General features: G+C 68.5%; 20 protein-coding genes and 2 pseudogenes. 13 read left to right on the plus strand and 9 right to left on the minus strand.

Annotated features, from left to right (window positions below; translation table 11 throughout):
- The first annotated feature begins 479 nt into the window (after window positions 1-479).
- Window positions 480-938: a hypothetical protein gene (locus PYS65_RS00085; RefSeq protein ID WP_279331599.1), complete on the plus strand. Its 459-nt coding sequence runs from the start codon at window positions 480-482 to the stop codon at window positions 936-938.
- Here PYS65_RS00085 and PYS65_RS00090 read toward each other — a convergent pair.
- Window positions 920-1195 carry a helicase associated domain-containing protein gene (locus PYS65_RS00090; RefSeq protein WP_279331600.1) on the minus strand — a complete coding sequence of 92 codons (276 nt, stop codon included), beginning with the start codon at window positions 1193-1195 and terminating at the stop codon, window positions 920-922. The genes PYS65_RS00085 and PYS65_RS00090 overlap by 19 nt on opposite strands.
- 404 nt (window positions 1196-1599) lie before the next feature.
- Between PYS65_RS00090 and PYS65_RS00095 the strand changes: the two genes are divergently transcribed.
- Window positions 1600-1908, plus strand: a complete 309-nt coding sequence (locus PYS65_RS00095) for a transposase (protein ID WP_279331601.1) — start codon at window positions 1600-1602, stop codon at window positions 1906-1908.
- A complete protein-coding gene (locus tag PYS65_RS00100) occupies window positions 1905-2828 on the plus strand; it encodes an IS3 family transposase (RefSeq protein WP_279331602.1) in 924 nt (307 codons plus the stop codon). The genes PYS65_RS00095 and PYS65_RS00100 overlap by 4 nt, the downstream gene beginning before the upstream one ends.
- Window positions 2829-2972: 144 nt before the next feature.
- Here the strand turns inward: PYS65_RS00100 and PYS65_RS00105 are convergent, their stop codons facing one another.
- Both PYS65_RS00105 and PYS65_RS00110 read right to left on the minus strand, forming a co-directional pair.
- Complete coding sequence (locus PYS65_RS00105; protein ID WP_279331603.1) at window positions 2973-3521, minus strand: helicase associated domain-containing protein; 549 nt, start codon at window positions 3519-3521, stop codon at window positions 2973-2975.
- Between the two features lie 259 nt (window positions 3522-3780).
- Entirely contained in the window at window positions 3781-4578 is a 798-nt protein-coding gene (locus tag PYS65_RS00110; RefSeq protein WP_279331604.1) for a DEAD/DEAH box helicase family protein, read from the minus strand.
- Window positions 4579-4848: 270 nt separating this feature from the next.
- Here PYS65_RS00110 and PYS65_RS00115 point away from each other — a divergent pair, with 270 nt between their 5' ends.
- Complete coding sequence (locus tag PYS65_RS00115) at window positions 4849-5091, plus strand: hypothetical protein (protein WP_279331605.1); 243 nt, start codon at window positions 4849-4851, stop codon at window positions 5089-5091.
- Window positions 5092-5100: 9 nt separating this feature from the next.
- On the opposite strand, the pseudogene PYS65_RS00120 reads toward PYS65_RS00115, so the two are convergent.
- Window positions 5101-6280 (minus strand): annotated as a pseudogene (locus PYS65_RS00120) (IS3 family transposase).
- A 161-nt stretch (window positions 6281-6441) separates the two neighbouring features.
- On the opposite strand from PYS65_RS00120, the gene PYS65_RS00125 reads away from it, so the two are divergent.
- The 5 genes from PYS65_RS00125 to PYS65_RS00145 all read left to right on the plus strand — a co-directional run bounded on the left by PYS65_RS00125 (window position 6442) and on the right by PYS65_RS00145 (window position 11567).
- Entirely contained in the window at window positions 6442-7164 is a 723-nt protein-coding gene (locus PYS65_RS00125) for a hypothetical protein (RefSeq protein WP_279331606.1), read from the plus strand.
- A 229-nt stretch (window positions 7165-7393) separates the two neighbouring features.
- On the plus strand, window positions 7394-8101 hold the full coding sequence (locus PYS65_RS00130) for a hypothetical protein (RefSeq protein WP_279331607.1): 708 nt from the start codon (window positions 7394-7396) through the stop codon (window positions 8099-8101).
- Entirely contained in the window at window positions 8098-9363 is a 1266-nt protein-coding gene (locus tag PYS65_RS00135) for a hypothetical protein (RefSeq protein WP_279331608.1), read from the plus strand. The genes PYS65_RS00130 and PYS65_RS00135 overlap by 4 nt, the downstream gene beginning before the upstream one ends.
- Window positions 9357-9725, plus strand: a complete 369-nt coding sequence (locus tag PYS65_RS00140; protein WP_279331609.1) for a hypothetical protein — start codon at window positions 9357-9359, stop codon at window positions 9723-9725. Before PYS65_RS00135 ends, PYS65_RS00140 begins: the two co-directional genes overlap by 7 nt.
- 759 nt (window positions 9726-10484) lie before the next feature.
- Window positions 10485-11567, plus strand: coding sequence for an ATP-binding protein (locus PYS65_RS00145; protein ID WP_279331610.1), 1083 nt, complete (start codon window positions 10485-10487; stop codon window positions 11565-11567).
- 687 nt (window positions 11568-12254) lie between these two features.
- Here the strand turns inward: PYS65_RS00145 and PYS65_RS00150 are convergent.
- Genes PYS65_RS00150 through PYS65_RS00160 form a run of 3 tightly spaced genes read right to left on the minus strand, consistent with a single transcriptional unit; the run spans window position 12255 to window position 15096 of the window.
- Window positions 12255-13535 carry a HesA/MoeB/ThiF family protein gene (locus tag PYS65_RS00150; RefSeq protein ID WP_279331611.1) on the minus strand — a complete coding sequence of 427 codons (1281 nt, stop codon included), beginning with the start codon at window positions 13533-13535 and terminating at the stop codon, window positions 12255-12257.
- Window positions 13529-14086: a ubiquitin-conjugating enzyme family protein gene (locus PYS65_RS00155; protein WP_279331612.1), complete on the minus strand. Its 558-nt coding sequence runs from the start codon at window positions 14084-14086 to the stop codon at window positions 13529-13531. Before PYS65_RS00155 ends, PYS65_RS00150 begins: the two co-directional genes overlap by 7 nt.
- Window positions 14083-15096, minus strand: coding sequence for an SMODS domain-containing nucleotidyltransferase (locus PYS65_RS00160; protein ID WP_279331613.1), 1014 nt, complete (start codon window positions 15094-15096; stop codon window positions 14083-14085). Before PYS65_RS00160 ends, PYS65_RS00155 begins: the two co-directional genes overlap by 4 nt.
- A gap of 423 nt (window positions 15097-15519) precedes the next feature.
- Between PYS65_RS00160 and PYS65_RS00165 the strand changes: the two genes are divergently transcribed.
- Both PYS65_RS00165 and PYS65_RS00170 read left to right on the plus strand, forming a co-directional pair.
- Window positions 15520-16023 (plus strand): hypothetical protein, encoded by a 504-nt coding sequence (locus tag PYS65_RS00165; RefSeq protein WP_279331614.1) that lies wholly within the window; start codon window positions 15520-15522, stop codon window positions 16021-16023.
- Complete coding sequence (locus PYS65_RS00170; RefSeq protein ID WP_279331615.1) at window positions 16020-16451, plus strand: hypothetical protein; 432 nt, start codon at window positions 16020-16022, stop codon at window positions 16449-16451. The genes PYS65_RS00165 and PYS65_RS00170 overlap by 4 nt, the downstream gene beginning before the upstream one ends.
- Here PYS65_RS00170 and PYS65_RS00175 read toward each other — a convergent pair.
- A complete protein-coding gene (locus PYS65_RS00175; RefSeq protein WP_279331616.1) occupies window positions 16360-17007 on the minus strand; it encodes an SAVED domain-containing protein in 648 nt (215 codons plus the stop codon). The two genes, PYS65_RS00170 and PYS65_RS00175, sit on opposite strands and share 92 nt — an antisense overlap.
- Complete coding sequence (locus tag PYS65_RS00180) at window positions 16920-17930, minus strand: hypothetical protein (protein ID WP_279331617.1); 1011 nt, start codon at window positions 17928-17930, stop codon at window positions 16920-16922. Before PYS65_RS00180 ends, PYS65_RS00175 begins: the two co-directional genes overlap by 88 nt.
- Before the next feature lie 387 nt (window positions 17931-18317).
- Between PYS65_RS00180 and PYS65_RS00185 the strand changes: the two are divergent.
- Both PYS65_RS00185 and PYS65_RS00190 read left to right on the plus strand, forming a co-directional pair.
- Window positions 18318-18473, plus strand: a pseudogene (locus PYS65_RS00185) (helicase associated domain-containing protein); the annotation flags it as partial.
- Between the two features lie 201 nt (window positions 18474-18674).
- Window positions 18675-19772, plus strand: coding sequence for an integrase core domain-containing protein (locus PYS65_RS00190; RefSeq protein ID WP_279331618.1), 1098 nt, complete (start codon window positions 18675-18677; stop codon window positions 19770-19772).
- Window positions 19773-20123: the final 351 nt, after the last annotated feature.

The raw sequence follows: 20123 nt of genomic DNA on the forward strand, positions 1-20123 counted from the left end.
GAAGGTGTCCGGCCGTTGCGTCGGTATCGGTCACTGTGCTGTACCGCAGAAGTAGCAATCTGCATGTGGCGGTAGCTGCCGCCGCGTAGGGCAGCTACGCGGCCCTACCCCAGTAGGTCGGCAGCATGAACGAGACTCGTGCGGTCCTCAACGCGTCATCTGCGTCTGATGGTGGTCGTGTCGAGGACGGATTTGTTTCAGGAGCGAGCTGTTGTGGACGGATACCGGTTCGTTGCGGGCTTTCAGGGGGCAGTGCAAGATGCGTCGATAACGTCGGGGACGGCCTCGTCTGATGTGGTGGAGGGCGGATTCATGCCAGAACCCGTCGTGGTGTCCTCGTCGTTGCGTGCCCGGTACACAGCCATGCTGGCGGCTGACCTGGAAGGCGTTGCGGTGGAACGCCAGCGGATCGAAGAGGAGTTCGCTACGCTACACCGCCGCTGCGGGCCCTGGACAGAGAACACGCGTGGCTGACGCGTATGCAGCAGGAGCTGACGACGCTGGCGGTGGCAGACAGTGGCACCGTCGTTGCTCATGGCCCGGCCGCCTTTGCCGGTGCCAGTGCGCTGGGCGACGCGGCGTCCGGGCCGCGAGGGTCGGCAGTGAGGCCGTCTGCTGGCCTGGCCGCGGCCAAGGAGCCGAAGCTGCGGGAGCTGATCGTTGAGGAACTGCGGTGTCAGGCCAGGCCACTGTCCTCCAGCGAGGTGACCGCTGTACTGCGCCGGGCCCATCCGGGCCGGAGGCTCAAGGAGCCGGCCATGCGGCGGGCACTGGAGGCGCTCGTGGGGCAGGAGCGGGTTCAGCGGCGTAGGCGCGGTGGCCGGGTGTTGTATTCGGTTGCCGATGCCGTGGCCGTGGTCGGCGGTGCTGCGGGCCTGAGCCTGGTGGCTGACCGGCCTGCTGCCGGGCACGTAGGGGGTCATGCCGCGGCGTCGTAGGGGGCGGGGGCCAGGAAGACGGGCAGTGTGTGGAATCCGAGGACTTCGAGCGCGGTCTGCTGCTCGGGGGTCAGCTGTGCACGGTCGCGGTGGCGGCGTAGCAGCCAGGCGCCGAGGCGGACAGGTGTGCCGTCGAGGTCTTCGGCGTGGTCGGCCGGCACCTGCAGGTGGCCGTGGCGGGCGTGGTACTGGCGGGCGGCTCGCAGTCCGCGGTTGAAGGCGCGGGCGCGTACGTTGGCGGGCCGGGTGAGAAGCATGCTGTGGGGGTGGGCGTCGGGGCATGCGCGGGTGAGGGCATCCAGCAGGTGTTCTGCTGGGAGTCGAGGAGGTGGTGGTCGTTGATCTGGCGATCCAGCCAGGTGTCCCAGGATGAGTCGCGGTCGGCGGGGCGGTGGTAAGCGCATCGCCAGTCGCTGCTGGTCAGGCGGCGTCGGATCTGGACGTAGGTGTACTGCCAGCGCAGGCTCCAGGGTGGGTTCCAGAAGGGGTCGACTGCTTGGAGGAGGCGATGCGGGCGGGGGCGAGCTGGCCGGTGTCGGCGCGGCGTCGCATGGTCTCCAGCCAGGCGGCGATTCGGCGGTCGCCGCTGTGTGAGGTTCCCCCGAGATGCGGAGAATGGTGACAGCAGGTCAGGTAGGACTCACAGAGAGGAGCCCTGCTGATGCCTGCCCCGAGGAAATACCCACTGGAGTTGCGTGAGCGCGCGGTGCGGATGTACCGCACTGCGGAGCCGAAGCCCGTGATCCGCCGCATGGCCGAGGAACTCGGTGTCCATCATGAGGCCCTGCGCGGCTGGATCCGCCAGGCCGAGGCCGACGCCGGCGAACGCGACGACCTGCTCACCAGCGACGAACGCGCCGAGCTGGCCGCGCTGCGCAAGGAGAACACCCAGCTCAAGCGGTCCAACGAGATCCTGCGGACGGCCTCGGCTTTTTTCGCGGCACAGCTCGACCCGACCCGGCCCAGGTGACCGCGCTCCTCGACGAGCACGAGAACCTGGAGGTCGAGCCCACCCTCCGGGAACTGCACATCCCTTCCTCCACCTACTACCGCTGGCGCCGGGCGAAGAAGGAGCCGTGCGAACGGCACCGCCGGGACACCGAGCTGACCAGGCAGATCCAGCAGATCCACACCGACTCCGGCGGAATCTACGGCTCGCCCCGCGTGCACGCCGTCCTGAAGCGCGAAGGCGTCTACGTCGGCCGCAAACGAGTCGAACGGCTCATGCGCGAAGCCGGCCTCGCCGGGATCAGTCCTCGCCGGACGGGCAAGGGCTTCACCCGCCGCGACCGGGACGCCGACCTCGCCCCGGATTTGGTCAGGCGCGACTTCACCGCCGACAGGCCGAACCGGCTGTGGGTCACCGACCTCACCATGATCTCGACCCTTGAGGGACCCTTGTGGCTGTCGGCGATCAGGGACGCGTTCTCCCGTCGGGTGGTGGCCTGGGAGACCTCCGCCCACGCGGACGCCGACCTCGTGCTGGCCACCCTCGAGTACGCCCTCGCGTCCCGGGAGGTCGAGCCCGGCCAGCTGATTCACCATGCGGACCACGGCTGTCAGTACACGTCCGTGAAGCTCACAACACGCTTGGTGCGGGCAGGAATTGAGGCATCCATGGGCTCCGTCGGGGACTCGTACGACAACGCCCTGGCGGAGAACCTCTGGATGCTCATCAAGACCGAGGGCCTCCGCGGCCGCACCTTCGCCACCCGGGCCGAGGCGAACCTCGCGCTCTTCGAGTACATCGACGGGTTCTACAACAGTCGGCGCATCCAGAAACGCCTCGGCTACCTCAGCCCCGTCGAGTTCGAAGAGAAGCACTACGCCGAGCAGGCAGCGTCCGAACGAGTGAACCTGAAACCCCGCCAACCCGCTCTGACCAGCTGATCAGCCCCTCCCGAGCAACGGGGGAACCTCAGTGGGCGTGTTTGCCGAGCGCGAGGGTGCCGTGGCGGGTGGCGCTGGCTGCTGCGCGGTTGAGGTGGTGTTCGAAGCTCTCGGGCGGGTGGGGCCATGAGATGCCCAGGCTGGTCAGGGCGGCGATGCGTTCGATGGGCAGTGCGCCTGCGGCGTACGGGAGCGTTGCTGTCCGATCCATTGTCCGAGGGCCAGGCCGTTTCTGGTGACGTGTTCGCTGGGCACGTTCAGGTGTCCGTGCTGGCTGTGGAAGGCCCGGGCGGCGTGCCAGCCGTTGTCCCAGAAGGCGTTGTTGCGGGGTTTGTGGGTGAGCAGTTTCAGGGTGCGGTTGACTTCTGCGGCACGGTGGGGGCGGGCTGGGACGGGTTGCAGCCGCCGCTTCTTGTGGCTGCTGAAGCGCTCGTGGAGCTTGCTGTCGTAGACGGCCAGGCCGTTGAAGAAGGCCCAGAAGTCGGAGAAGGCGGAGGACTCCATCGCCTCGTGCAGCTTCTGCCTGGGGGCGAGGTAGACGGGGAGGAAAATCGAGGCGCGTTTGGCCTGGCCGGGGGGTTTGCGCAGGGCTCGTCCGATGGTCTGTGCGATCTTGACGGGGCTGCGGCAGGGGTCGGCGATGAAGATGCCGTCGGTGTCGGGGGCGTCGACGCCTTCGCACAGCACCCGCACGCTGGACAGGACGGCGCCGTCATGACGGTCGGCGGCGCTGCCGGGGGTGAGGGGGAGAAGTGGGTGAACTCGCGGAGGTAGGCGTGGCGTTGCCAGGGCGGCTGGCCGGTGTACAGGGCGCGTGCCCAGGGGTTGCGGATGCCGGTGTGGTCGGCGAGGGCGTGGGCGGTTTCGGGCAGGGAGTCGGCGAAGCCGCGGGCGGCGGCAATACGGCCGTGAAAGGTGAGGATGGTGCGGACGTCGTGTTCGGCCATGGCGGTCAGCAGCATCGCCTGCATCGTTGCCAGACGCAGGCCGTCCAGGTGCGGGGTGGGCCGGTCCGTGTGGAGGACGTCGAGGAGTCCGCGGTCTCGGACTTCGGGGATGACGAGCTGGTATTCAGCGAGGATGCCGCGCTCGATGGCGTCGGCCAGGCTGAGGTGATAGACGGTGGGGTCGTCCATGGAGGCGAGTCGCACGAGGCGGGGGTGTGCCTGCCGTGGCCGGGCGGGGATGCGCCAGTTGCGGGGGTTGCGGTCATGTAGAGCCGGTGCGCGGCAGGGACGGCGCGGTCGTCGTGGATGAGTCCCCATTGTTTGTCCCAGTTGCCGCTGGTGCGGTGGGCTTCGTCGGCCAGGGCAAAGGCCCACTTGGGCAGGTGGTGGGATTGGTGGGCCCGGACCAGTGTGGGCAGGGAGTCGTAGGTGGCGAAGACGGCGGTGCGGCCGCCGCAGGCGACGCGGCTCGCCAGTGCCTGGGGGCTGGAGATGAGCGCGAGATGGCCGCGAAGCCTGCGGTCGTACACGCCGGGCAGTGAGCACACGCCGATGAGCTGGTCGAAGCCGTCGTCTGCGAGCCAGCGGGCTGCGGTCTGTGTCAGCAGGTCGAGGGTGGGGACGACCACGAGGACGGGGCCGCGGGGTGCGAAGTGTTCGGCGATGCGCTTGCCGATGAGGGTTTTACCGGTGCCGCAGGCGGCGACGATGGTTGCGGCGGGCAGTCGTCGGTGCAGGAGGGCATGCGCTCCCGCTTCGATGGCCTCTTCCTGGTGGGGGCGCAGTTGAGCACGGCCAGACATGCGGCGCTCCGATTCCCTCTCGGCCGAACTCGGTGCCTGCGGGCCCAGGGGCCGCGTGCTTCTTCCTCGGGGCAGTGTGGCAGGTGCTCCGGCGCTCGGGCGGTTCCGACCGGAGATGGCCATGGTTGACCTGGTGGGCGCGATATGTGATCAGCGCCGGGGTCGGGCGGGTGCCGGTTTTGTTCAGATGGTTGGTCGGTGGCGGCCGGCGGGGTTCGGTCGGAGTTAGATGAGGGAGTTGGCGGCCGGACGCTGCGTGGGGAGGGTGCCATGACGGGGCGGGACCCGTTGTTGGGACGGCGCCGGATGCACCTGGGTTTGCGGTTTTTGCAAGGAGAGTCGACGGGTTCGTATGTGACCCGGCTGGCCGCCCGCAATCTACGCCCGGTGGAGGCGGTACTGGCCAGTATGGGCAGCGGCCCGATGCCGGTGGACGCGCAGTACACCGAGATGTATGTCAGCCGGTATGCCCGCGAGCGGCTGGCCAATCGGGACTGCTGCATGATCGGGTGACAGCGGGGTTTATGCAGCCAGGGCTGCGGCTGGGGTCATGATGGTCTCGTACTCGACGGGGGTCAATCGGGCCAGGCGTTTCTGGCGCGGCGTCGGTGGTAGGTGCGCTCGATCCAGGTCACGATCGCGATCCGCAACTCCTGGCGGGTGGCCCAGGTACGGCGGTCGAGGACGTTGTTCTGCAGCAGCGCGAAGAAGCTCTCCATGGCCGCGTTGTCGCCGGCGGCACCGACTCTCCCCATCGATCCGATCATGCTGTGACGTGCGAGAACTGCGACGAACTTCCGTGAGCGAAACTGCGACCCGCGGTCGGAATGCACAATGCATCCTGCGACCTGGTCGCGACGGGCGACGGCGGATTCAAGGGCTCTCACGGCGAGGCTGGACTTCATCCGGGCATCGATGGAATAGCCCACGATGCGGCCCGAGTAGACGTCCTTGACCGCGCACAGGTACAGCTTGCCCTCGCCGGTGGCGTGTTCGGTGATGTCCGTCAGCCACAGCCGGTTCGGCCCGTCGGCGGTGAAGACGCGCCGCACCCGGTCGTCGTGGACCGCAGGGCCGGCCTTGACGGTCTTCCCGCGGCCTCTGCGCTTGCCGAACGCGCTCCACCACTGGTTGTCGCGGCAGATCCGCCAGGCGGTCCGCTCGGCCATCGGCTCACCGGCTGCGCGGGCCTCGTCGAGGAGGAAGCGGTGGCCGAACTCCGGGTCGTCGCGGTGCGCGTTCAACAGGGCGTTGGCCCGGTATGCCTCGGCCAGCTCGGCATCGGTGACCGGGCAGGCCAGCCACCGGTAGTAGGGCTGGCGGGTCAGATTGAGTACCCGGCACGTCACCGCCACCGGCACCCGGCAAGGGGCATCGGCGGCGGCCAGCTCGCGGACGAGCGGGTACATCATTTTGACGGCAGGTTTGCCTGCGACAAATACGCCGCAGCCCTGCGCAGCACCTCGTTCTCCTGCTCCAGGAGCCGGATGCGCTTGCGGGCCTCGCGCAGCTCGGCCGACTCACCCGACACTGGTGCGGGCCCGGCGCCCTCCTCGGCGTCGGCGCGGCGCAGCCACTTCGACAGCGTGATCGGGTGGACGCCGAAGTCGGCGGCGATCTGTTCCAGCGTGACGCCGGGCTCGCGGTTGCGCGCGACCCGCACGACGTCCTCGCGGAACTCCTTCGGATACGGCTTGGGCACTGCAACATCCTTCCAGGCCGCCTCTCAGCAAGCCAGGTCAGGTGTCACCTGTCCGTGCAGCAGTCCCATCTGGCCGGGCGGACCGTGGCAGAGATGCAAAAGCGCCTGGTGAGTCTGAGCGATGAGTTTCTTATGCCCGCCGGTGCGGTGGAGGACTGGGAATGGCCGTGGGACGCGCGGGCGGCTACGTCGTCCAGGCTTGCTCCCTGTGTGCGGCGCAGCGTGGGACCCGCTCTCCGGCGTGGTTGATCCTGCCCGACCCGTGGCATGTGTGTCTGCGTCATCAGCGGTGGACGGACAACTCGCGCAGCATCCGGCGTCCCTATATCGATCTCCGTCCTCTGCGTGAGGTCGTGCAGGCTCAGCAGCGTCTGAACCGGGTCGTGAAACGCCTGGGCCCCGTCGCCGCACGGTGGGTGCAGGCGGACGCGTATTCCATCCTGGCGCACTCCGGCTGTCCGTACAGGCCCGAGAAAGTGAGGCAGTGGAACCAGTTGGCTGTGGAGTTAGGTGAGCAGCGGGTGCGGCCGCTGGCCCAGTTCGGCTGGCTGGCCCTGCTGACTTGGGATCTGGCCTGGCTGGAAGTACGGCGCCTGAGCGGTGCGCTGAGCAAAGCCGAGCACCGGGAGTGGCTACCGCGGGTCAGCCGGCGGTACGGCTACAGGTTGGCCGGGCCGTTGGCCATCTGGCACGGTCAGCACCGTCCTCTTGCGCACGACTACCTCACGGTGGTGCGCAGCGGTCAGCCACTGAGTAAGTGGATCAGGGACGAGATGAGCAAGGCCACCAGGCACGCGCTCCCCTCCCCCCTGACGTCGCTGGAGGATTCGACGTGCCTTCCCTGGGTGCGGCTGCCCGACTCGATGGACCGGCTGTTCCTCTGACCCCGCTCGGCGGCGGTGCGTTGTGTGTCATTCTGCGGCGGCCGGGGATCAGCCGGCGCCGCCTGTCGGCCGGCTACGAGGGCGGTAGCAGGCGTTCTGGCGAGATCGCAATCCGGACCCACTCGTTCGGGTGAGCCAGACGGCTCCTCCTACCGGGTGGCGCGGCGGACGGGGATGCTGCGTCCTGTGTCCGGGGCGCCCTGGGCACGGTACGGGTGGAGGGCAGCCGATGGAGGTGCGGGTCCGTCACCGCGACGACCTGGGTCGTGAGCGGCTGGTGTCGGCTGCCGTGCTGCGGGGGACACCGGTGGAGGAATGGCCGGTGTTGAACGAGCAACGTCCTTACAAGGGCCGCAAGTCCAAGGTGTCGCGATGGTGGTCGTCAACCACGAAGAAGGACATCCTGTGCCGGTCGAAGGAGCACGCGTTCGCGGCGATGTTCCTCGACCGCGACCCGGACATTGCCTATCTGGGCGCTGCGTCACTGCAGTTGGAGTACGGGGTGGGTGAGGGCAAGGTCGTGGTGGAACCGGCTTTTTTGGCCCGTACGGTGGGCGGGCAGCGTGTGTTCTACTTCTACTCCCCCGCCTGGCGGGAGCCGGATGAGCAGGAGTGGGCAGTGGCGCGGGCCGCGGCCGACGACGCGGGCTGGGAGGTGCGGGCTGCGTACGCGCCGGCAGGTCAGCTGCGCCGCAACGTGTACATCGTCTCCCAGTTCCGCCACGACGAGTATCCCGATGAGGCGGCGAAGGGTGCCTTGCTGGAGGTGTTCGCGCGGCCGCGGTCCGCAGGTGAGGGGGCCGATGCCGCGGGTCTGCCCCCGGGCCAGGGCAGGGCCCGTTGCTGGCATCTTCTGTGGACGGGGGCGCTGACCTGCGACTGGGAGCGGCCTTTGACTCCGGACAGCATGGTGTGGGCCGTCCAGGAGGCGCGGTGAGTGTCCCGGCCGCGCCGGTGGCGGATCCCCTGCGTTCTGCGCCTGCCGGAGGGGCGGACGGTCTGCGGCCGGGGATGACCGTGCGGTGGAAGGCCGGGCGGTATCTGATCGGTGCTGTGCAGGGCACCCTGGTGCACCTGGTCGCCCTGGAGGAGGGCGGGCAGGACGCGCTGGTCGTGGTCTCGGTCCTTGTCTGTGCCGCGGACTTCGCGGTGCTAGAGGGTGACGGGACGCCGCAGGAGCCTGAGGCGGAGCCGGACTGGGCGGTGCTGAACCGGCTTGCCGAACATCATCTGAAGCAGATGCGGGACTGGGAGGAACACGTCCGCGAAGTACTGACCGGTCGCCCGGTCGGCTCGCAGGGTGCGTTCGTCCCCCGCCCGGGCTATGACCCGGCAACGACCACCCGGACCGAGCGCTATGCCCTGAAGGCCACCGAGCTGAAAGCTGTCGGCCTGCGCGGTTCGGTCGCCACGGTGCAGCGTAAATGCCTGGCCTACGAGAAGCAGGGGCTGCTCGGCCTGGTCGATGAGCGGTGGCTGCGCACCACCGCCCCCTACGGTCGCGTCGACGAGCGGGTGGTGGAGGTGATCCGCCAGCAGGACAAGGCCCAGGACGGCTTGTCGGTGGGCACGCTCTCACGCCTGCGCACCCAGGTACGTACCGCGCTGCGCCACGCATACCCGAACGAGTACAAGGAGTTGATGCCCGCCCGGTCCACCTTCTACGACCTGCTCAAACGCCTGGGGATCTCCCACGCCTCCGCAGCGCCCGCAGGCAGGGACAAGCAGGGGCCCGAGCCGCCCTACCAGCCGGTCATGGTGTCGCTGCTGGGGGAACGCGTCCAGATCGACTCCACCGGACTGGACGTGGTGGCCCGCGGGGACGACGGCCGGCCGGTCTCGCTGGAGCTGACCTACGCCATCGACACCCTCAGCCGCACCATCCCGGCCGGGATCGTCGTGCCCAAACGGCCCGGCCGCAAGAAGGGGCCCGGAAGCCGACGCCGCGGGGGGCGCGGCACCAGGTCCCTGGACGCGGCCCTGCTGCTCGCACAGGCGCTGGCCCCCTGCCGGCACGTCCCGGCTGGTCGCCTCAGGCCCTGGCCGAGAACTCCGACCTGCCCTACGAGCAGATGGCCGCCGGCGATCCCCGCATGGCAGGTGCGGCCGCCCGGCCGGTGGTGCGCCCCAAGACGGTGGTCGTCGACAACGCCAGGATCTTCAAGGCCCAGCATTTCAAGGACGCGTGCAGCATGCTGAACATCGGCGTGGAGCCCGCCCGGGAACGCACCGCCGAAGACAAAGCGATCATCGAGCGCACCAACCACTCGATCAAGAACGGATTCTCCCAGTTCGTCGCCGGCTACACCGGCGACAGCCTGGCCACGCGCGGGAAGAGGGTCGGGCAGGAGCGGTTGTGGCCGATCAACCGAGTGCAGGAGATGTGGCACGAGTGGGTGGCCACCCACTGGCAGCAGCATCCACACGAAGGGCTGCGCTCCCCCTTCCTGCCCGGCCTCGTCCTCACACCGAACCAGATGTACGCCGCCGCCGTCGCCACGGAAGGCGCCGTGCCCCGGCCCGCCACCCCGACGAGAACCGCAAACTGCTGCTCAACGTGAAGCGGATCGTCACCCGCGAGGGCATCCGGATCGACAACCGCACGTATATCAGCCACCGCATCAGCGAGTTCAAGAACCGCCACACCGGCATCAAGGGACAGGGCCGCCATTGGTCGGTCTACTACAACCCCTACACACCGGGCCGGGTATGGCTGTACGACCACACGGCCGAGAAGGACCCGGCCCGCAGCCCGTGGGTGCCGTTCGACTTCAAGTACCAGCATTTGATCAACGATGCCTGGACCCAGTACCTGTGGGAACGGGCCGCCGACATCGTCGCGGACCGTTGCGGCCGGGAAGGTGGCGAGGAGGAGATCACCCGCGCCGTGGACGAACTGCTGGACCGCGCACGCAAGGGTCCCTCGCCCAAAGACACTCCGGCCGTCCGTGACGCCGTGCCGGTGGCCGCGTTCGTCCCTCAGCCGGTGGACATCGCCGAGACGCCCTTCAACCCCTACGCGGGCATCGCCCCGGCCGACCCCGCACGCGTGCCCGCCGCGCCGTCGCTGAACGTCCCCGCCAGGGACCTCTTCCCCGGCCAGCGGACCGTGCGGCACCCGTCGAGCCCGACCCGGTCGATCCCGACGACGCACTGCCCCCTGCCGCAGACGGACCTCCGCGCCGTCGCCGCCCCGGCCCCGCGAAGACGCCCCGTCTGGACGGAGCGGCCGGAGACATCTTCCGCAATCTCGCCGCCGAGCCGCCCTCCCGCGCCGGAGAAGACCCGTCGTCGGCCTCCCCCATCCCGCAGGAGACCTGATGCCCACCACGCACACCTCGCAGAGCCCAGTCACCCTAGATGTGGCCCCGGCCCCCTTGTACCGACTGCTGGATCCCGACCTGCTCTCGACGCGCGAGGGTCTGATGGACTTCGTGCACCACGAACCCAAGCCCCCGGACCTGGCCGACTGTGCCCCCTCGGGCACGAAACTCCCCGACACCGACGTGCGGATGATGTACCACGGAAACCTGCCCTGCGTGAGCACCCCCGACGTGACCCGGGGTCTGCTGGACGCCCGTCGTACTCTGCGCACCAACCGGTTCAGGCGAGTCGGAAAGCGCATGAGCATGGTCATCGACGGGTGTGCCGGCAAGTCCACCCTGCTGGCGCAGATCGCCCGCGCCTATCAGGGACTGCTGGAGAACGAACGCCGGCCGGACAGGGAATGGACCCCCGTCGTCTACATCAACGTCCCGCCGCGCCACGAATGCAACCTGGACTGGTCCCTGCCCTTCGCCGACTTCTTCGGCATGGACCACACCCTCAACCTCGACAAGCGGACCTACCGCAGCACCGACATGACCGAACCGGTCATCCACACGATGCGGGAGAGCGGCACCTCCCTGATCTGCATCGACGGGATCGACCGCATCCACAGCAACGACCTGACGAAGGCCTTCGCCTACTTCGACAGCCTGCAGGCCCGTCTGCGCGCCTCCGTCATCTACTGCGGAAACGGTGCCGTCGACATCGTCGAGGAAGCTCTCCGCCATCGCCGTCACGGCGAACGCCCCGACCAGTCCGAGCAGTTCCGCACCACGCTGCCCGTGATGCGGATCCGCCGCATCCCCTTCCACGAGGGACAGCAGGACGCCTGGCGCACCGTCCTGATGGACTACGACAAGAACCTCCGTCTGTACAACCATGTCCCTGGTGCAGGAAAGCTCCTCGACTTCGACACGGAGCTCCACGCGCGGACCGGCGGCTACATGGACACCCTGGATCAGCTCCTGTGCCAGACCGCTCAGCAGTCCATCGAGGACGGCACCGAAGCGATCACCCAGGAAGGTCTCGACGACATGGTCGTCGGCCGCGGCGACCTGGAGGACGACTGGGCATAGGGTCTGCTTCCGGCAACGCCCGGGCAACCGATATTTGAGCGGCCAGGCGAGGGACGGGGGTTGCTCGCGGTGAGTTCCCAATCCGGCTTCGGGTGCGTGCTGGCAGGGTGGAGCACCACGAGCGGCGGTAGTGGGTTGGGTTGGCTGTGCGATGGCTGTCGGCGCCGCCGGGCACAGAGGCCAGGGACACAAAGAACCTGTGGCAGCGGCTCATATCGGTCTGCCCACGGGGCTGATGGTGAGCTCTACAGGGGTGACGCGCCGGCTGTGGCAGGTCCAGGCGGTTCCCGTCCAGCGCCCTCCCGGCAGGCGAAGATCAGCGCGACGACACTGTGGAAGCCGAGCTCAGGATCTTCCGCGAGCTGACGGTAGGTGGCCGTGTCGCGTGCACTGGGGCCGGGAGGCCCGCGGGATGGGTATGCCATTCACCGACCCAGACGCTGCGGTCGGCCGTGAATGCCTCGTCGGCGAGTATCTGAGCGTGCCCGAGGTCGCGCAGGAAGTACGTAGGGGTGCGGACGGCGGCAGGTCCGGGGGGCCCCGGCGTGGCAGATCGTGACGGTGTATCTGGTGTGGTGTCCGAGCAGGATTCCCCGGTCTCGGTGGTGTGGTCGACCGTGTGCAGTTCGGTGGTGATCGCGAGGGCGGCCGGAGCAGTGAGGTGTACGACGGTCACGGGCTGCGGGGTCATGGCGCTTCGCAGGTGGGGCAGCCGGGCCGCGGCGGGGTGGCGGGAAGCCAGCGAAGTTCGGCGGTGCGGCCGAGGTCGAAGGGCGCGGCCCAGCCAGGTTGGCGGCGCAGTCCGATCAGGGCGTGTTCTCCGGGGAGGCGCTGATCGGGGTGTCCGGCGTGTTCGAGGAGGGTGGCGGCGGCGGTCTTCGCCGCGAGGTGGGCGACGAGGTGGAGGTCCGGGCCGACGGCGGTCATCGGTCGGTGTCGGGTTCCGGTGCCGTATCCGGCGTCCAGGGCGGGTTCGGGGTCGAGGCTGCCGGCTTCGGTGAGGCTGTGGCGGCGGCAGGTCAGGCAGCCGTGCCGGCGCCATGGGTGCAGCCGGATGATTTCGCCGAGGGCTCCGTACTGCAGAACGCAGGCAAGGATGGCGGTGCGGTCCGCGCGGCGGGCCAGGTGGCCGGTGACGCGGCGTGCGGCCACCCCGTCAGCCGTACACACGACGAGGTGGGTGTCCATGAGGAGGGCGCGGATCTGGTCGGCGTGCTCGATGACGTCCAGGGCGAGGGGGGTGACGGCGGTGTCGGGGCGCAGCTGGGTGAGTTCCTCAGCCAGTGCGGTGACTTTGGTGCGGCCGATGTGCCTGCGGGAACTGGTGTGCCGGACGAGGTTGTGCCATTGGAGGCGGTCAGGATCGACGAGGGTGAGGTGCCCGATGCCGTAGCCGGCCAGCGCATGCGCGGTGGCCGAGCCGATACTCCCCGCCCCGACCAGCATGATGTGGGCATTCTGCAGTTCCTGTACGGGCCAGTGATGGTCGAGTTGCCGAATCCCGGTGGTTTCGGGCTCGGCCGACATCTCGAGGGGCTGGAAGCCCGCGCGGGTGACGTGCCAGGCGACGAGGTCGGGCAGACGGCTTTCGGGATAAGCGTCCTTCACGCCGGGGGCGTGGGTGAGGGCGACATAGCCGCCGTCGCCCGGCGTCTTGAAACCGTTGGGGACGGCGTCCTTGAACACGTCAAGTTTCATGGCCGTGTCACGCCGTACTCGCAGGAGGTGCCAGAGCGCGTGCAGTTCGTTCTTGGCCCGGTACCAGTAGCCGGTAGGGCGGGAGTCGCAGCTGGCGAGCAGGCGGGGGGCGGGCGGCGGCGGGTCGACCGAGATGATGGAGCCGCCGCCCTCGGAGATTCCGCCTACCACAGCGAGGTCGTCCGGCTGGCTGATACGCAACGACAGCCGGCCCCATGCGCCCGAGGCGCGGAGTACGGTCGCGGCGTCCTGTGGAATGAGGATCAGCACGCGGGACCGTCCTGCCCGCCGTCCCCGGGTGGCGGGGGCTGGGCCAGGAAGTGGTCGAGCCGGTGGTCGGTGACGATGCCGCTGCCGGTCATCTCCTCGATCGCCTGGTATTTCATCAGCGCGTACTCGATCCGCCAGCCGGCGGCCTTCAGTAGCAGGTCGACAACGGTCTCACGGCCCGTCCATACGTCGTCCTGCAGGAGGCACAGGCTGGCGTCTCCGTTGACGTGCCAGATGTGCTGGGTCCACTCGAACGGGGCGGGCAGCGGGTCCAGCGGGATGATGCGCGGGGCCACCATGGGGTAAGCCTGGCTGTATGCCAGGCGCAGTCGGAGGCCGCTCTCGCCTATCCAGTCGGTGAGGTGGGTGGGCTCGGGCCGACCGAACGGCCAGCGCGGCAGCGTGCCCTCCCAGCTTCCCGCTCCCTCGTCACTGAAGACGAGGTCCGGGAAGTGGGCAGGGATCTCCTCCCGGTCTCGTCGCAGTCGGCGTGGTTCGCACTCCCACCAGGCGATGGGAGTGCGGGCGCCACAGACAGGTGCGGTCGTCATCCCTGGGGTGCGTCCTTGATGGGGCGGGGGCTGATGAGCGCGGGCGCGCCTATCAACGCGGTGCTCTTGGGGGCAGCGGCGGGAGCCGGGAAGTCCTCACCGAAGATCTCCTGCCACAACCGCAGCGCCTCGTCTGTGTCGCCTTCGGCCGCCGCCGTGCAGGCCTGGTCTGCCAGGTCCGCGGCTTCGGCGAACGCAGCCGACAGACCTTCGCGATCCAGGTCGGGCTGGATCTCGCCGCACAGACCGGCCGGGTCCCACACGCCTTCGTTGACCCGGGTCGCGGCGGCGGTGAAGAACGTCTTCAACCCCTGGCAACGGTTGCCGGACGCGGGCAGGCACTGCAGGGCAAGGACCTCCATGACGAGGGACTTGATGCGCCCTTCGACCTGCACGTCGAGTCGCCACTGCTTGAGCAGCCTGACCAGCGGCCGGAAGTACGACCAGTCCCGCTGGTGTTCGGCCACCATGTTGATCAGGTATTCGGGGTTGGCTGGCACCCATCGGGCGCTGAGCTGCTCGGGGATGAGCAGCGAGTTGTCAGGCTGGCGCAGCGCGGCCATGACGTCGACGGTGAAGGCCTCCGGGTCGTCGGGGTCGTCGAGGAAGCACTTGACGGCGTGGTTGCGCAGCAGGGTGTGCCGAACCACGGTGGCGTGAGTGCCTTTGCTCTGGCTCAGCAGCCGGTTGACCTGGGAGCGGATGTGCTCGAGGGCCTCCTCCGCGCTCGGCCCGCTGCTCCCCCACTCGGGGTGTTCGTCCGGGTCGTAGACGACGACGATGTCAACGTCGTGGATGGGCTTGAGCTGCGTGCTGCGGCTCAAGGAGCCCGATCCGAACGTCTCGAGGACGTCGGGCTCTTTCAGCAGCGCCTCCTTGAACAGGTCCCGGCGCCCGCGGGCCAGCCGCGTTTTCTTGATGTCCTCGTCGACGGACTTCTGCAGCGCGTCGAATGCCTCGTCGATCCCCATGCGGTGTGCCTCCTCGGGCTCGCCGTTCAGCCCGGGCACGCCCCGGCCGCGGCTCCTGCGAGGCGCGGCCGAAAACGGACGTTCGATGGCTGCTCGTTCCCACGGTACGGGCACCCGCTGACAACGCCCCTGGGACCAGGTCGCGTTGATCTTCATGGCGTGGGGTGTCCCGTACCGTGCCGCCGATCCGGCTGCCGAGGGGCAACGCATCGAGCAATCAGGAGGCTGCCCCGTCAGGCATGGAACGCTCGCCCCGCGAAGCGGGATCGCACGAGGGTGCGCTCCCGTAAGAGCGCACCCCGGCCGACGAGCTGGGGGGACATGGGATGTTTCGGGCAGTTGAGGCGGCCTCGTCGTCATCAACCTCCCGCACGGCATGCGTTCAGCCACGGCACGTCGCAACGGGGCGAAGGTTGCCTGATGCGGCGCTAAGATCATCGAGCTGAGTGTTGAGGGGGCAGCATGGCCGTCGCCATAGTCGACGCCGTCAGGCTCGCGAAGGCGAACCGACGGAGGTACGAGCGTCTACTTGAGTGCCACGAGGAGCTCAACCAGCGGGCAGCCGCGGAGAACGCCGCCCAGCACAAGGCACGGCAGACGCTCTACGACGAGGCCCTCGTCCCCTTCTATGACGTTTTTCGGCGGCTCAAGCACGCCGATCTGGTCGATCTGGCCGCGATCGAGATGCCAACCGTCGGCGGCGACGTGGACATTGTGCTCCGGCGATTGCGCGAACGCGCTGTGACGGCCGCTGTCGGCGCGCTGGCGGCGGCGCGCTCGCAGGTTACGGCGCCTGGGCAGGCACCTACCTCGCGGTGGGCGCCTTCGCCTCCGCCTCGACCGGCACGGCGATATCGGGGTTGTCCGGGGCGGCCGCCACCAGTGCCACGCTCGCATGGCTGGGAGGCGGGTCTCTTGCCGCAGGCGGTGGCGGGGTGGCGGCCGGGACAACGGTGCTGTCCGTGATCGTCGCGGCTCCAGCCGTTCTCTCGCTGGCTGCCATCGTGGAGTGGCAGGGCCGCGCAGCCAGACGCGGCCAGCGGGAGATGGCGCAGGACCTGGAGCGGGCCGAGACGGAGATGAGCGCGGCGGAGGATGCGGCGTCCGCACTGTACGCGCGCAGCAAGGACATACGTCGCGTCCTGCGGGACCTTCGGTTCATCCTGGTAAGACGGCTGCCGTCATTCACCGCGCTGACCGAAGCGTGCGACGACTTCACCCGGTACGACTCCCGTCAGCGCGCCGAGGTAGCCACGATGGTGGATCTCGCCGGCCTCGCCGTCATGGTCATGAGTTGCCCGATCACGGACGCGGATGGACAGTTGACCGAGGAATCGGGGCTGGTCGTCGCCGACGCCGAGGCCCGGCTGCGGGTGTTGGACACCGAGGCGTGAGCGGGCAGGGTTTACGCGTCGACGACGAACGCCTTCTCATACACCTGCTGTCCGTTGACGTCCTCATACACAGTGGTGGGTCGCAAGCGGTTCCACCGATTGCCCAGCAGCAGAGCCAGGCCCATCGGGCGGCCTGGAACAGGTGGATCGCTGGATGTGTGCGGCAGGCACGACGCAGCAGGCCCCGGATTCCGACGGCCAGTGCGCTGGCCGTGGCCGCATCCGGGATCGCGTTGTCCTTCGCGCCGCCGGGTGGGCGCAGCACCAGCAGACGGGAGACGGGTATCTGCTGCTCCCGCAGAAAGTCCAGCACGTCCTCGGTGGGGTCGACAGCGACGCCTATGGCCACGGCGAGGTCCGGTCCGAGACCGAGAGCGTGCTCATCAACATCCGGGGCCAGCACAGCGTCGTACTCGGCAGCGGACGACCAGACCTGTCCGCGCTGGGCCACGGCCAAATCGACTCCGGTCACCATGCGGAAAGCCGCGCCGACCACAAACGCGGGTGCGAGACGCAGGCTGCCGGTGACGGCGATGGAGGTCGTGCCCGGCGGCATCGAAACGGTGCCGCTTCGATGTCCGCCTGCAACTGCGCCCAGGTCGCCGGGGCAAGCGGACGCCGCTTCACGTAGGGCGAGGCGCCCTCGAAGTGGTCCGCCCAGTCCACCGCGTAGTCGGCGTCCTCCGCCATCGGGTCCGGTTTCAGCGTGGCGACGGAAAGCACCGCCCGTGACGAGCCGGCCTCCAGACGCAGAGACTGGATCGCCTCCCTGACATCCGCCAGAGACAGCCTGCGCTGCCCATCGGCGACTTGGCGCGCCACCCAGTCCGCTCCGGCGTGCATAGCCCCCTCGTCGAACCGTAGCCCCGCAGCAAACATCAGCATCTGCAGGTGCTCATGCAGGTGCAGCACGTCCCGTGCCAGGTCGAAGCGCAGCACCTTCAGAAGATCCAGCAGCCTGTCCTCGCTCAACCCGATGCCGGCGGCCCAACGACTGCGCGCTTGCCCCTTCTTCGAACGCGGTCCCTGCTGCGCCGCCTTCGGCACGAGCAACTGGGTGCGGGAATCCCGCAGCGAGATCAGCGGATCCCCGGCGTCCGGGGACCGGTTACTCAACAACGCAAGATCAACCGGCAAGCCGTCCCCGGCGAGTTGCTGCCAAGCCTGTGCCACCTTGCGCAGGATCGACGGACCGCCCTGGTCGCTCGGCTTGAGCAAGTACTCCTCGTTGACAGGTGAGGAACTGTCCGCGGCGTATTTGACCTGCATATAGGTATGCGGTGGCTCCGTACGGTACAGGACAACGTCATCCACGTTCCCCACACCATCCATCTCGACGCCCACCGCCACCACCGGGTTCGGCACGCGCATCGCCGCGTCCCGTACCGCTGTGACGCAGCCCTGCCACGCGACCAGCCACTGGTACCGGTCACCGGCGATACGAACACCCGTCGAACTCGGGGCAGGCAAGTCAGACACGGAACGCAACCTCCCACTCGAGGCCGCCATACCGCAGCCACCGGGCAAATCATCGCCCTCGCCCCTTCGCCGTGCCCACCCCCCGGCGCCGAGAGACCATAGCGCTGAACATGGCGTTCACAAGCCCGCCCGGGACCTGGCGAGCTTGAAAAGATCGACGGGAGATCGCAGCAGGCATCCGCACTCCCTCAGGTCCCTGCTCTATACGCGTCCAAGGTCACTTGATGTGAGTCCAGGGCAAGTTGCGGCGAGCCAGTTCAGAGGCCTACGGATCAGAGAACCTGCAGGTAAGCAGCTCTCAGATGTTGTCCGAACGCAGTTGAGGTGCTCCAGGTCAGAAAGGCCAGCCGAACACCAAGATCACATCATCTCTAGCTGGTCGCGACACCACGCGGCCACGCTGAGGAGCTCGCGGTCGACGGCGAGACCGAGCCGGTGATCGTCAAGCTGGGCGTATGGATCTCCAACACCAAAACCAGGCGGGACAAGCTCAGCGCGGAGCAGCTGGCCGCGCTGCGGAAGTTGGGCGTGGAATGGGCGTAGCGACCTTTGACAGGATCTGTCGCCAGCTACTGCCACTCATACGTCGCCCATCGTTGAGGCTCTCACACGGTACGTTGCCCTTGCCGAAAACCTCATCCGCCGAGGTAGGAGCCGGTGTGCGGGATGCGCGGGTTCTCGAGCACGGACGCTGGAATCGGTGCTCTCGCGGGACTGGCGATCACCCCGGCATGATGGCTGCTCGTGCTGCTACGACTGGCTTACCTGACCGTGACGAACGCGTTCGCCGTGCTGCGCCTGCTGCCCATGAGCGACCGGGACATGGAAACGGAGATCCTCGCCCTCCGGCATCAGATCACGGTGCTGGAGCGCCAACTCGGTGGCGAAAAGGTTCGGTTCTCCCCGAACGATCGCGCGTTCCTGGCGGCGTTGCTGCACCGCCTGCCCTCGCAGGTGCTGCGCAGGATACGGCTGGTGGTGCGTCCGGACACCGTGCTGCGCTGGCACCGCGATCTGGTCGCACGCCGCCACGCTGCGCGCTCCCGGCCCAAGCGCCCGGGAAGGCCGCGGACCGTGCGCTCCATCCGGCTGCTGGTGCTGCGGCTCGCCCGCGAGAACTCCAACTGGGGATACCGCCGCATCCATGGCGAACTCCTCGTTCTGGGCGTTACGGTGGCCGCCTCCACCGTCTGGGAAATCTTGAAGGAGGCCGGCATCGACCCGGCGCCCGAGCGGGCCTCGAGCACCTGGGCGGGCTTCCTGCGTTCCCAGGCCGACGCGCTCCTGGCGTGCGACTTCTTCGAGACCGTCACCTTGTCCGGGGCCCGCTTGTACGTGTTCGCCGCGATCGAGCACGCGAACCGCCGGATCCGGGTCCTCGGCGCCACCGCGCACCCCACCGCATCCTGGGTGACGCACGTCGCGAAGAACCTCGTCATGGACCTCGAAGACGCCGGCTGCCGGGCCAGGTTCCTGATCCGGGACCGGGACGGGAAGTTCCCGCGGTTGTTCGACGAGGTACTCAAGGACGCGGGTATCGAGGTGGTGCTCAGCGGAGTACGGATGCCGCGCATGAACTCAATCATGGAGCGGTGGGTGCAGACCTGTCGGCGCGAGCTGCTGGACCGCACCCTGATCTGGAACCAGCGACACCTGCTCCACGCGCTACGCGAGTTCGAAAACTTCTACAACTCCCACCGGCCCCATCAAGGCATCGCCAACGCCCGCCCGCTACGCCCCTTGCCGATGCCGATCAGCGATCCGAAGCAGATCACCCGCCTCGACATACGACGACGCCAACGACTCGGCGGCATCCTCCACGAGTACCGACATGCCGCATGACCTGCGCGGATGAGCTTTTCGGCAGGCGCAGTGCTCCCGCAGCCAATCGGCCGGGAGCCGCTGACTGAAGCCCAACCGCGCCGCTTCCTGCTTCAGCAGGAGGAACTGGTCGGTGTCCACGGCTCGGATCGTCCGCGGCAGCACTGCAGTCATGCCGCGATCATGCCACCAGACGACGCCGGTGGGGCCAGCTCGCACCGACAGCCGGGGCCACTTGAAACCGTCACACCGCCCCAATCGATCTCTGGGTGGGGCCACTTCAGACCGTCCGAGTGGGGCCGACTCAAACCGTCACGGCCACCGAGGGCTTCACCGCCGAGGTGATGTGCCGCTTCCTGGACCGGCTCGCAG

The sequence above is a fragment of the Streptomyces cathayae genome, assembly GCF_029760955.1.
Classification (GTDB): Bacteria; Actinomycetota; Actinomycetes; order Streptomycetales; family Streptomycetaceae; genus Streptomyces; species Streptomyces cathayae.

What these genes read in the sequence shown, in the direction of transcription:
- PYS65_RS00110 (WP_279331604.1), bottom strand. Translation starts at nt 4,578, where the DNA reads ATGTCTGGCCGTGCTCAACTGCGCCCCCACCAGGAAGAGGCCATCGAA.
- PYS65_RS00140 (WP_279331609.1), top strand. Translation starts at nt 9,357, where the DNA reads ATGCTGAACATCGGCGTGGAGCCCGCCCGGGAACGCACCGCCGAAGAC.
- PYS65_RS00145 (WP_279331610.1), top strand. Translation starts at nt 10,485, where the DNA reads ATGCCCACCACGCACACCTCGCAGAGCCCAGTCACCCTAGATGTGGCC.
- PYS65_RS00165 (WP_279331614.1), top strand. Translation starts at nt 15,520, where the DNA reads ATGGCCGTCGCCATAGTCGACGCCGTCAGGCTCGCGAAGGCGAACCGA.
- PYS65_RS00095 (WP_279331601.1), top strand. Translation starts at nt 1,600, where the DNA reads ATGCCTGCCCCGAGGAAATACCCACTGGAGTTGCGTGAGCGCGCGGTG.
- PYS65_RS00115 (WP_279331605.1), top strand. Translation starts at nt 4,849, where the DNA reads ATGACGGGGCGGGACCCGTTGTTGGGACGGCGCCGGATGCACCTGGGT.
- PYS65_RS00085 (WP_279331599.1), top strand. Translation starts at nt 480, where the DNA reads ATGCAGCAGGAGCTGACGACGCTGGCGGTGGCAGACAGTGGCACCGTC.
- PYS65_RS00155 (WP_279331612.1), bottom strand. Translation starts at nt 14,086, where the DNA reads ATGACGACCGCACCTGTCTGTGGCGCCCGCACTCCCATCGCCTGGTGG.
- PYS65_RS00175 (WP_279331616.1), bottom strand. Translation starts at nt 17,007, where the DNA reads ATGCCGCCGGGCACGACCTCCATCGCCGTCACCGGCAGCCTGCGTCTC.
- PYS65_RS00130 (WP_279331607.1), top strand. Translation starts at nt 7,394, where the DNA reads ATGGAGGTGCGGGTCCGTCACCGCGACGACCTGGGTCGTGAGCGGCTG.
- PYS65_RS00090 (WP_279331600.1), bottom strand. Translation starts at nt 1,195, where the DNA reads ATGCTTCTCACCCGGCCCGCCAACGTACGCGCCCGCGCCTTCAACCGC.
- PYS65_RS00125 (WP_279331606.1), top strand. Translation starts at nt 6,442, where the DNA reads ATGGCCGTGGGACGCGCGGGCGGCTACGTCGTCCAGGCTTGCTCCCTG.